We start from the raw sequence: 10,883 nt of genomic DNA, 5'->3' as shown, positions 1-10,883 counted from the left end.
GTGGTGATCGGGGCCGTGCTGGTCGGCATCCGGACCATGCGCCGGATGGGCGCCGCGCCGGCTCCGGAGGATCCCGCCTTCATCGCCGAGAAGGACCGCCAGGAGCAGTCCCTGGCTGCCCTGCGGACCGCGGCCGACGAGGCGAACAGCACGATCGACGTGGCGAAGTCAGCGGCCGCCGCGGCCCGCACCGAGGCGGCGGCGGCGAAGGCCGAGGCGAAGGCGGCCCGCGCCGAGGCGCGGCGGGTCCTCGACGACGCCCGGGCCGAGGCGGACACCGTTCTGGAGCGCGCCCACAAGCAGGCCGAGGCGGACGCCGAGCAGTTGCGCACGGCAGCCCGGCGCAGCGGCGAGCGGGAGGTCGCGGTGCTCGCCGCCACCACCCGGGAGCAGGCCGCCGAGGTGGAACGTCGGGCAGCTCGGATGGACGAGCGGGAGCGGATGCACACCGAGGAGGTGGAGCGGTTCGCCGAGCGGGAGCGGCAGCTCACCGCCGCGAAGGCCGCCCTCGCCGCCCGGGAGGCCGCGCTCGCCCAGCGCGAAGCCGAGCTGACCGAGTCGGAGGAGCTGCGCCGCCGGGAGTTGGAGCGAATCGCCGGGCTCACCGCCGACTCCGCGCGACTGGAGCTGGTCGACGCCATCGAGACGTCTGCCAAGCGGGAAGCGGCGCTGCTCGTACGGGACATCGAGTCCGACGCGCGCAACACCGCCGAGCAGCGCGCCCGACACATAGTGGTGGACGCGATCCAGCGGGTCGCCAGCGAGCAGACCGCGGAGAGCGTGGTCAGCGTCCTGCACCTCCCCGGCGACGAGATGAAGGGGCGGATCATCGGCCGGGAGGGGCGCAACATCCGCGCCTTCGAGTCGGTGACCGGCGTCAACCTGATCATCGACGACACCCCCGAGGCCGTACTGCTCTCCTGCTTCGACCCGGTCCGTCGCGAGGTGGGCCGGGTGACCCTGGAGAAGCTGGTCCTGGACGGGCGCATCCACCCGCACCGGATCGAGGAGGTCTACGACCTGGCCCGGCAGGAGGTGGAGCAGCTCTGCCTCCGCGCCGCCGAGGACGCCCTGGTCGAGGTCGGCATCACCGAGATCCACCCGGAACTGGTGACCCTGCTCGGCCGGCTGCGCTACCGCACCTCGTACGGGCAGAACGTGCTCAAGCACCTGGTCGAGACCGCCCACATCGCCGGCATCATGGCCGCCGAACTGCGGTTGGACGTGCCGATCATCAAGCGGTCGGCGTTCCTGCACGACATCGGCAAGGCGCTCACCCACGAGGTGGAGGGCAGCCACGCCATCATCGGCGCGGACCTGGCCCGCAAGTATGGCGAGCACGAGGACGTGGTGCACGCCATCGAGGCGCACCACAACGAGGTGCCCCCGCAGACCATCGAGGCCGTGCTCACGCAGGCTTCCGACGCCTGCTCGGGTGGTCGACCGGGCGCGCGCCGGGAGAGCCTGGAGGCGTACGTCAAGCGGCTGGAGCGGATCGAGGAGATCGCGGCCGGCAAGCTCGGTGTGGACAAGGTCTTCGCCATGCAGGCCGGCCGGGAGATCCGGGTCATGGTCAAGCCGGACGACGTCGACGACATCGGGGCGGCAGTGCTGGCCCGCGACGTGGCCAAGCAGATCGAGGAGGAGTTGACCTACCCGGGTCAGATCCGGGTCACAGTGGTCCGCGAGTCCCGGGTCACCGAGATCGCCCGCTGAACAGCCCGATCACCAGGAGCTCAGCAATATCGGGGTGTCCCCTTCTTGGGGACACCCCGATGTCTGAAAAATCGAGTCAATCATGCGCGTGCTGCTCGGCGGCGCGGCCCGGCGGGACGCCTGGCTGCCCACGTCGCAGGTCAGCCCTGCGGTTCACTGATGGTGTTGCCGCCGACCGGAGTGGCACCGGTGGCGATCCGCCGCTGCGCGCGGAAGCCACGCTGACGGCTGCGCCGGTCCAGCCAGTTGGCCAGCGCGGTGAGCAGTGAGTTGATCACGATGTAGATCGCGGCCACCACGATCGCCGCGGCGACGATGTTGCCCTTGTTCGCGGCGAGGTCGTTGACCCCGCGCTGGAGCAGTTCCGGGAAGGCGACGATGTAGCCGAGCGCGGTGTCCTTGAGCAGCACCACCAACTGGCTGACGATGACCGGCAGCATGGCCCGGGCGGCCTGCGGGACGAGGATCAGCTGCATGACCTGGCTCTTGCGCATGCCAATGGCGTACGCGGCCTCGGACTGACCGCCGGGCAGTGAGCGGATTCCCGCCCGGAACGCCTCCGCGAGGACCGAGCCGTTGTAGAGGGTCAGCCCGATCACGACGGCCCAGAAGGCGGTCACCGGCCCCTTGATCACGAACGGCACGCCGTAGAAGATGAAGAAGATCATGAGGAGCAGCGGAACGGCACGGAAGAACTCGACCACGGCGCCGGACGGGATGCTGATCCAGCGACGCTCGGAGAGCCGGCCGACCGCGAAGATGATGCCGAACGCCAACGAGAGCACCATGCCGACCGCAGCCGCCCAGAGTGTGGCGAGCAGACCGGGCCCGATGAACTGAGTCCAGGTGGTGGCCTCGGTGAAGGGCTTCCAGAGCTGCCCCTCCCACTGGCCCGCCTCGTCGAACTTCGAGTAGATCCACCAGAGCAGCCCGGCCAGGGCGACACCGAAGACGACGCTCAGTACCGCGTTACGGATCCGTGCCCGAGGCCCCGGGTGGTCGTAAAGGACGGAGTCGGTGCTCATCAGCGCTTCACCGCCAGTCGGTTGGCCAGCCAGCCGAAGGCGTAGCCGGTGGGGATCAGGAACGCGGCGAACGTGCCGGCGAAGACCAGGAAGATCATGATGACCGCGTCGCCGTTGTCATTGATCAGCTGCTTCATCACGTTCGAGGACTCCATCAAACCGATCGTGCCGACGATCGTGGCGTTCTTGCAGAGCGCGATCAGGATGCTGCCCAGCGGCGCGATGACGGAGCGCGTGGCCTGGGGCAGCACCACGATCCGTAGGGTCTGGGCGAAGGAGAGGCCGATCGCCCGGGCCGCCTCGGCCTGCCCGGCGGGCACGGTGTTGACCCCGGACCGCAGCGCCTCGCAGACGAAGGAAGCCGTGTACACCGACAGGCCGACCACCCCGAGCCAGAAGTTGTTCAGGTCCAGGTCGTCGGAGAGGGTCAGGCCGAGCGTGGAGTACAGCCCGAAGAAGCAGAAGAAGACGACCAGGGTGAGCGGCGTGTTACGGAAGATGTTGACCCAGACTGTTCCGAAACCGCGCAGCACGGGAACCGGCGAGACCCGCATGGCGGCGAGCAGCACGCCGAGTGTCAGCGCGAACACCGCCGACGCGCCGGTCAGCTTGAGGATCCAGATAAAGCCCGACAGGTAGGCGTCGAAGTTAGTCGGATCGGCGAATACGTGCATGCGTCCGCTCCCGGGGGCAGGTCGTCGGCGTCGTCACGGGCCGGGGGCCGACACCCGTGTCCGGATGTCGGCCCCCGGGACCGGTCAGACGCTGCTGCAGTTGGTCAGCTTGGTGGTGTCCAGCTCGGGCGCGGCCTTGCCGCTCTTGCCCAGACTGGTGTCCCACGCGGCCTTGTAGGTGCCGTCGGCGGCGGCGGCCTTGAGGATCTCGTTGACCTTCTCGCAGCCGTCCTTGTCATCCTTCTTCAGGCCGATGCCGTAGGGCTCGGTGGAGAAGGTCTTGCCGACGACCTTGAACTTGCCGGCGAACTGGGATTGGGCGGCGTAGCCGGCGAGGATGATGTCATCCGTGGTGACGGCGTCGACCTGGCCGTTCTCCAGCAGCGGCAGGCACTTCGAGTACGCGTCGAACTGCTGCAGCTTGGCCTTCGGGTAGTCCGACTGGATCCGCTTGGCGGGCGTGGATCCCGAGGCCGAGCAGACCTTCTTGCCCTCCAGGCCCTCGGGGCCGGTGATCGTCGAGTCGGCCTTGACGAGCAGGTCCTGGCCGGCGATGAAGTACGGTCCGGCGAAGTTGACCTTTTGCTTGCGCTCGTCGTTGATGGTGTACGTCGCCACCACCAGGTCGACGGTGCCCTGCTGGATGAAGGGCTCCCGGTTGTTGGAGACCGTCGTCTTCCACTCGATGTTGTTCGCGTCGACGCCGAGACCCTTGGCGATGATCTTGCCAATCTCGATGTCGAAGCCCTCGTACTGGCTTCCGGTCTGCAGACCCAGGCCAGGCTGGTCGGCCTTGACGCCGATCACGAGCTTCTTCTGGCTCTCTGCCTTGCCGACGATGCCCTTGGCGCCCGAGCTGCCGGTGCTGCCGCCTTCGTCCCCGCCACAGGCGGTCATGGTGACGGCCAGAGCCGCGACCGCGGCGACTGCCGCAATGCGCTTCAAACGCATACTCTTCTCCTTCTTCAACGGAGCCCACCGAGTACGGCGCGCTCCACTACGGACGCCTAGTGCGTGAGGATCTTGGAGAGGAAGTCCTTGGCCCGGTCGCTGCGCGGGTTGTCGAAGAACTCCGCCGGCGAGGCGTCCTCGACGAGCTTGCCGTCGGCCATGAAGATGACCCGGTTCGCCGCGTGCCGGGCGAAGCCCATCTCGTGGGTGACCACGACCATCGTCATGCCGTCGCTGGCCAGCGAGGTCATCACGTCGAGCACCTCGCCGACCATCTCCGGGTCCAGGGCGCTGGTCGGCTCGTCGAAGAGCATCGCCTTGGGCTGCATGGCCAGCGCCCGGGCGATGGCCACCCGCTGCTGCTGACCGCCGGAGAGTTGGGCCGGGAACTTGTCCGCCTGGTTGGCGATGCCGACCCGGTCCAGCAGGGCCAGGCCGCGCTCGCGAGCGGCGGTCGGCTTCTCCTTGCGGACCTTGATCGGGCCGAGGGTGACGTTCTCCAGGATGGTCTTGTGCGCGAAGAGGTTGAAGGACTGGAAGACCATGCCCACCTCGCTGCGTAGCTTCGCGAGGGGCTTACCCTCGGCCGGCAGTGGCTGGCCGTCGAAGGTGATGGTGCCCGAGTTGATCGGTTCCAGTCGGTTGATCGCGCGGCACAGCGTCGACTTGCCGGAGCCGGACGGGCCGATCACCACGACCACCTCGCCCCGACCCACCGACAGTGAGACGTCGTCCAGCACGTGCAGCGGCCCGAACCACTTGTTGACCGCGTCCAGCACGATGAGCGGTTCGCCCGTCGTCACGTCGTCCACCGTCCCCTGTCGTCTCCCGGATCGGGGTCGGTTGACCCCCGGTGCGGCCACTGTAGGCGGCCTGATGTGGCAGAACGCAACCCAGCGGGTCACGGAGCGGTAACACCGGTCACGATCGTTGTCAGGCGTCCGATTTTGGTCACCGGATGGGCGGTCGCGGTGGCGATCGTGGCGCTCTGTCGCGATCATGGGTGGATGACCGAACCCGTACGGTTGACCAAGTACGCCCGCGGCGGTGGCTGCGCCTGCAAGATCCCGCCGGGCGAGCTGGAGATCATGGTGGCCGGTCTCGGCCCGGCGACCGGCACCGCCGAGTTGCTGGTCGGGTTGGACCACGGCGACGACGCGGCGGTGGTGCGCCTGGATGAGCGGACCGGCCTGGTCAGCACCGCCGACTTCTTCACCCCGGTGGTCGACGACGCGTACGACTGGGGTCGGATCGCCGCGGCCAACGCGCTCTCCGACGTGTACGCGATGGGCGGCACCCCGCTGGTGGCGCTCAACCTGCTCTGCTGGCCGCGCGACGTGTTGCCGCTGGAATTGGCTCGTGAGGTGCTTCGCGGCGGCCAGGACGTGGCGCGGGAGGCCGGCTGTCACCTGGCCGGCGGCCACAGCGTGGACGACGACGGCCCGAAGTACGGTCTCGCGGTCACCGGCACGGTCCGACCGGAGGAGCTGATCACCCTCGACGCCGGGCGGGCCGGGGTGCCGTTGTCCCTGACCAAGCCGCTCGGGGTGGGTGTGCTGAACACCCGGCACAAGGCGACCGGGGAGAGCTTCCCGGAGGCGGTGGCCACGATGAGCGCGCTCAATCGGGAGGCCGCCCGTGCGGCGGTCGCCGCCGGCATCCGGTGTGGCACCGACGTGACCGGGTTCGGGCTGCTCGGGCATGCCTCGAAGCTGGCCCGGGCCAGCCAGGTCACGGTGGCCATCGACACCGCCCGGGTGCCCTATCTGGCCGGCGCGCGGGAGGCGCTGCGCGACGGGTTCGTCAGCGGCGGTAGCCGGCGCAACCTGGAGTGGGTGACACCGTGGACCGACTTCGGTGCGGCGGACGAGGCGGAGCGGCTGCTGCTGGCCGACGCGCAGACCTCTGGTGGCCTGCTGGTCGCCGGCGAGGTGCCCGGCGCTCCGGTGGTGGGCGAGCTGCTGCCCCAGGGTGAGCACCGGGTCGTCCTGCGCTGACCGGGGGCGGGCGACCTGCGGCAGGACACGCGGTGGCGGTGGTGGGGATGGGCCACCGTACCCGATAAACTGTCACCTTCCCGCTACTCGGAGCAATGCCGCTCAGGGAAATTTTGCCCGGAATGGTCACAGACCGGTAACTTGCCCCCGGCTGGGGTCAAATGCCCCCCACCATCGTGTGTAAGGCCCGATCCGGAGGCCGGTGGGGACGAACGCAGCGAGGAGGCGGAATGACCGAGCTGTGGAACTGGAGAATCGACGGGGCTCAACCCGTGGAGGTTTACCCGGCGTTGGCGGAGGCGCTTGGTCGGGTGGTGATGCCGCTGGCGGTGGCCGACCCGGCGCGGCTGCCGGCGTACGCGGTGGTGTGTGACGTCTGGCAGGCGCCGGGCGAATTCGCGACGGTGGTGGACTGCTACGGGGTGCCCGAGCAGCTCTCCGAGCACGCGAGCATCGCCGCACTGGCCCGATTGCTGGGCCGCAACTGCCTGTTGCGCGACGACACGCTCGACGCGGGTCGGCACCTGCTCGTCGCTCCGGACGGCACGGTCCGTCCGGTGCACTTCGACGTGCGGGACACCGAGGACGGTGAGGTGCTCAGCAGGCTGCGGCTGTGCTCGCTGGGTGACCCGGGTTGTCGGGGCTGGTCGCAGTGCCACCGCTCGCGCTGGGCGCCCGACACCGTCGCACCGGCGCTCGCCGCGGCCTGACCCTCTTCAGGGTCAGGCCCGGCCGGGTGCCGTGCCGGTCAGCGGCGATCAGTTGGCGGTGGTGGCCGACCGGTCGGTGGTGCCCGATCCGGCGCCCCGCACCACCAGTTGGTCGAGCAAAGTGCGGGTCGCCTCGGCCACGGCGGCCACCGCGGCGTCGAACGCGGCGGCGTTGTGCGCGGCGGGCGCTCGGAAGCCAGAGATCTTCCGGACGTACTGCAACGCTGCCGCCTCGACGTCCGCGTCGGTCACCTGCGGGGTGAACGGCTCACGCAGCGTCTTGATGCTCCGGCACATGTCAGCTCCTCCTCCGTCCACCGCTGACTGCCACTCGCCGTGCCGGCGGTGGTACCGACGGTGACACTGGGTCGATATTTGTCTATCCTGGTCACGGACCAGAGCCGTTCGAGCCACAGCCGCCGCTCGCGCTCCCAGCGACCCGGGCCCCCGGAGACTCATTGTGGACCATGCCCCCACCCGCCCATCCCGTCCCGACCTAGACGATCTCACCCGTAGCCTGCGCGTTCCGCTGGAACGGATCGCCGTCGAGCACGCCGATCTGATCGAGTCGGTGCGCAGCCGAGTCGTCACCAACGACTCCGTGCCGTCCGGCATCGTTGCCGTCGCCGCCTTCAACTCGTCCATCTGAGTGATGGTCTGCCGGTGCGGTCCGCCCGGAATGGGCGGATCCTGCCGGCGGATCAGCCAGTTCGTGTTGAAGGTGCACAGCCGGTGCGACCTCAGCTGCGACCACTGCTACGTCTACCAGCACGCAGACCAGACCTGGCGTGGCCGTCCGACGCGGATGCCGCCGGCCACCGTCCAGGCCGCCGCACGGCGCATCGCCGAGCACGCCCGCGCGCACGAGTTGCCGGTCGTGCACGTGGTGCTGCACGGGGGTGAGCCGCTGCTGCTGGGGGCCGCCGGGTTACGGGAGGTGTTGGCCGAGCTGCGCAGGGCGATCACCCCGTGGGCGCGACTCGACCTGCGCATGCAGACCAACGGCGTGCTGCTCGACGAGGAACTGTGTCGGCTGTTCGTCGAGTACGACGTGCGGGTCGGGGTCTCCTTCGACGGCGACCGGGCCGCCAACGACCGCCACCGGGTCTTCGCCCACGGCGGCAGCAGCCACGACCACGTCCGCCGGGCGCTGGCCCTGCTCCGACAGCCGGAGCACCGCGCCAGCTACGCCGGCATCCTCTGCACGATCGACGTCCGCAACGATCCCGACCGGGTGTACGAGGCGCTGCTGGCCGAGAGCCCGCCCCGGGTCGACCTGTTGCTGCCGCACGCCACCTGGGACGATCCGCCGGAGCGCCCCGGGTCCGCGCCCACCCCGTACGCGGACTGGCTGGGGCGGATTCACCGGCGATGGGTGGACGACGGGCGGCCGGTGTCGATCCGGATGTTCGAGGCGCTGCGCCCGGGCGGCGGCGGCACCGAGGCGTTCGGCCTCGCACCAGCCGATGTGCTGGTCATCGAGGCCGACGGGACTTGGGAGCAGGTCGACTCACTGAAGACCGCGTACCACGGCGCGGCCGGCACCGGTTTCGACGTTTTCGACCACTCGGTGGACGAGGTCACGCGGCACCCCGGGGTCGCCGTCCGGCAGGACGGCGTGGAAGGGCTCTGCGCGACCTGCCGGGCCTGCCCGGTGGTCGACCGGTGCGGCGGCGGCCTGTACGCCCACCGCTGGCGCACCGGCTCCGGCTTCGACAACCCCTCGGTGTACTGCGCCGATCTGCTCCGCCTGATCGACACCGCGGACGCCTACCCGCCGCCCACCGCATTCGCGTCGGGCGAAGGGTCGACCACCTCGCCCGTCGACGGGTTGCTGGACGACCTGGCGACCGGGCACGGCTCGGCGTCGACGCTCGCGCTGCTCGCCGACACCCAGCTCTCCATCACCCGGGCGCTGCTGGCGGCCTGTCGGGACGGGTCGGGCACCACTGCCGCCTGGGAGTTGCTCGTCCACCTCGACCAGGCGGCGCCGGAGGCGGTGCGGGCGGTCCTGGCGCATCCCTTCGTCCGGCCCGGGCTGGTGCATCGCCTGGACTCGTCGGCCCCGCCCACCCTCGGCGCGGCAGTCGACCCACTGCCGGCCATCGCCATCGCCGCGGCGCTGCGGGCCGGTGTCCCGGCCGCGTTGCACGTCCCGGTGCTGGCCGACAGGATCACGTTGCCCACGCTCGGCAGCCTGGTGCTGCCCGGCCTCGGGGAGAGCGCCGAGCTGACAGTCCGGCCCGGCGAGCTCCAGGTCCGGGGCGGGTCGGTCGCGCAGACGGTGCTCCTCGATCCGCTGGCGCCGCCGTCGACCGGCTGGTTTCCGACCCGCGACGTGTCGGTGCCCGGTAACCGGTTGCTCCTTGAGGACGGTGACCCGTACCGCGACTGCTACGGCCAGCCGGTGGAGTCCCGCCTGGACGGTCCGGCGGCGCGGGCGTTCGGCCGTACCCTGGCGGCCGCCTGGCGGGTGGTGCACCGGGACGTGCCGGCGCACGCGGCGGCGCTCGACGGCGGTCTGCGTGCCGTCGTTCCGTTGGCGCCCGACCCGGCGCGACCACTGCGGAGCGCGACCGCCCGACACGCGTTCGGCGCGGTCGCCGTCACCCCCCATCCCGATCCGGAGACGATGGCGGTGCTGCTCGTGCACGAGTGGCAGCACGCGAAGCTGGGTGCGGTGCTCGACCTGTACGACCTCGTCGAACCCGGGCAGGGCCTTCGGATCCGGGTGCCGTGGCGCCCCGACCCGCGGCCACCGGAGGGCGTCCTCCAGGGGGTGTACGCCCATCTTGCCGTCACCCAGGTCTGGCAGTCCCGGGCGGTCACCGACGATCCGGGCGCGTCGGCGCACGCGGCCCACTTCCTGGCGTGGACCCGGGACGGCGTCGACGCGCTGCTGGCCAGCCGGTCGCTCACCGCTGCGGGTGAGCGGTTCGTCGGCCAGCTGCGCCACGCCCTGGAGGCGACCCGTGTCGGGTCCAGATGAGCACCCACCGCCCAGACTCGGCCGTCGCCGCCTCGCCGACGACCTGCGGGCGCTGGGCGTACGCCCGGGGGTGTGCCTACTGGTGCACTGCGGCCTGCGCCGGGTGGGCCCGTTGGAACATGGCCCGGCGACCCTCGCCGGCGCGCTGCGCGACGTCCTCGGCCCGGCCGGCACGCTGCTGGTGCCCACCCAGACCGACGGCAACTCGACCACCTCCCGGGTCCACCTGGCGGCCACCGCAGAAATGGACCGGGCGCAGCGCGAACGGTACGAGGCGGCGCTGCCGGGCTGGGACCGCCGGACCACCCCCTCCCATCGGATGGGGGCGCTCGCCGAGTACGTCCGGTGCACCCCCGGCGCCGTGCGCAGTGACCATCCGCAGACCTCGTTCGCCGCGCTCGGCCCGCGGGCCCGGCAGCTCACCGACGGCCATGACCTCACCTGTCACCTGGGGGAGCGCTCACCGGTCGGCGGCCTCTACGCGGCGGACGGGCAGATCCTGCTGCTCGGCATCGGCTACGAGGTGTGCAGCGCCCTGCACCTGGCCGAGTACCGGCTGCCGGTGCCACCGCCCGAGCGGGACTACCGCTGCTTCCGGCTCGTCGACGGTCGACGGGTCCGCCTCGACTTCCGGGCCCTCGACCTGGACGACCGGGACTTCCCGATGGTGGGCGCCGCGCTCGACGACACGCCGTTGGTGCGGCACGGTCGGGTGGGGCGGGCCGACGCCCGCCTGCTGCCGGCCCGGGCCGCTGTCGACTTCGCGACTGGTTGGTTCACCACGAACCGGTTGGCGGCGCGACGTTGACGCGGGGACTACG

The 10,883-nt window shown here is 70.8% G+C and carries 11 protein-coding genes; 6 read left to right on the top strand and 5 right to left on the bottom strand.

The genetic code is table 11. The features are described 5' to 3' along the window. Positions 1-1,716: ribonuclease Y (gene rny / locus NIE111_RS26925; RefSeq protein ID WP_238687106.1), on the top strand; the 1,716-nt coding region annotated here is incomplete at its 5' end. Between the two features lie 140 nt (positions 1,717-1,856). Here the strand turns inward: rny and NIE111_RS26920 are convergent. The 4 genes from NIE111_RS26920 to NIE111_RS26905 form a co-directional block, all read right to left on the bottom strand. Then, positions 1,857-2,741, bottom strand: a complete 885-nt coding sequence (locus tag NIE111_RS26920; protein WP_238687105.1) for an amino acid ABC transporter permease — start codon at positions 2,739-2,741, stop codon at positions 1,857-1,859. After that, positions 2,741-3,415 carry an amino acid ABC transporter permease gene (locus NIE111_RS26915; RefSeq protein WP_238687104.1) on the bottom strand — a complete coding sequence of 225 codons (675 nt, stop codon included), beginning with the start codon at positions 3,413-3,415 and terminating at the stop codon, positions 2,741-2,743. Before NIE111_RS26915 ends, NIE111_RS26920 begins: the two co-directional genes overlap by 1 nt. Positions 3,416-3,499: 84 nt before the next feature. Then, complete coding sequence (locus tag NIE111_RS26910) at positions 3,500-4,366, bottom strand: glutamate ABC transporter substrate-binding protein (RefSeq protein WP_238687103.1); 867 nt, start codon at positions 4,364-4,366, stop codon at positions 3,500-3,502. Positions 4,367-4,422: 56 nt separating this feature from the next. Further along, the gene (locus tag NIE111_RS26905) at positions 4,423-5,178 is read right to left on the bottom strand and encodes an amino acid ABC transporter ATP-binding protein (RefSeq protein ID WP_238687102.1); all 756 of its coding nucleotides are present in this window, start codon (positions 5,176-5,178) and stop codon (positions 4,423-4,425) included. Between the two features lie 195 nt (positions 5,179-5,373). On the opposite strand from NIE111_RS26905, the gene selD reads away from it, so the two are divergent. Together selD and NIE111_RS26895 are read left to right on the top strand one after the other, a co-directional pair. Next, positions 5,374-6,363, top strand: a complete 990-nt coding sequence (selD, locus tag NIE111_RS26900; protein WP_238687101.1) for a selenide, water dikinase SelD — start codon at positions 5,374-5,376, stop codon at positions 6,361-6,363. Between the two features lie 230 nt (positions 6,364-6,593). Then, the gene (locus NIE111_RS26895) at positions 6,594-7,073 is read left to right on the top strand and encodes a hypothetical protein (RefSeq protein WP_091400520.1); all 480 of its coding nucleotides are present in this window, start codon (positions 6,594-6,596) and stop codon (positions 7,071-7,073) included. A gap of 48 nt (positions 7,074-7,121) precedes the next feature. Here NIE111_RS26895 and NIE111_RS26890 read toward each other — a convergent pair whose 3' ends face one another. Beyond that, positions 7,122-7,370, bottom strand: coding sequence for a DUF2277 family protein (locus NIE111_RS26890; protein ID WP_238687100.1), 249 nt, complete (start codon positions 7,368-7,370; stop codon positions 7,122-7,124). A 163-nt stretch (positions 7,371-7,533) separates the two neighbouring features. On the opposite strand from NIE111_RS26890, the gene NIE111_RS26885 reads away from it, so the two are divergent. The 3 genes from NIE111_RS26885 to NIE111_RS26875 are packed head-to-tail and all read left to right on the top strand — an operon-like array spanning position 7,534 to position 10,870. Further along, positions 7,534-7,722 (top strand): hypothetical protein, encoded by a 189-nt coding sequence (locus tag NIE111_RS26885; RefSeq protein WP_238687099.1) that lies wholly within the window; start codon positions 7,534-7,536, stop codon positions 7,720-7,722. Between the two features lie 30 nt (positions 7,723-7,752). Beyond that, entirely contained in the window at positions 7,753-10,062 is a 2,310-nt protein-coding gene (locus NIE111_RS26880; RefSeq protein WP_238687098.1) for an FxsB family cyclophane-forming radical SAM/SPASM peptide maturase, read from the top strand. Next, complete coding sequence (locus tag NIE111_RS26875; RefSeq protein WP_238687097.1) at positions 10,046-10,870, top strand: AAC(3) family N-acetyltransferase; 825 nt, start codon at positions 10,046-10,048, stop codon at positions 10,868-10,870. The genes NIE111_RS26880 and NIE111_RS26875 overlap by 17 nt, the downstream gene beginning before the upstream one ends. Positions 10,871-10,883: the final 13 nt, after the last annotated feature.

The organism is Micromonospora hortensis (assembly GCF_022230935.1).
Taxonomy (GTDB): domain Bacteria; phylum Actinomycetota; class Actinomycetes; order Mycobacteriales; family Micromonosporaceae; genus Micromonospora; species Micromonospora hortensis.
The sequence above is the reverse complement of the archived record's forward strand: the minus strand, read 5'-3'. Positions and strand labels throughout refer to the sequence as shown.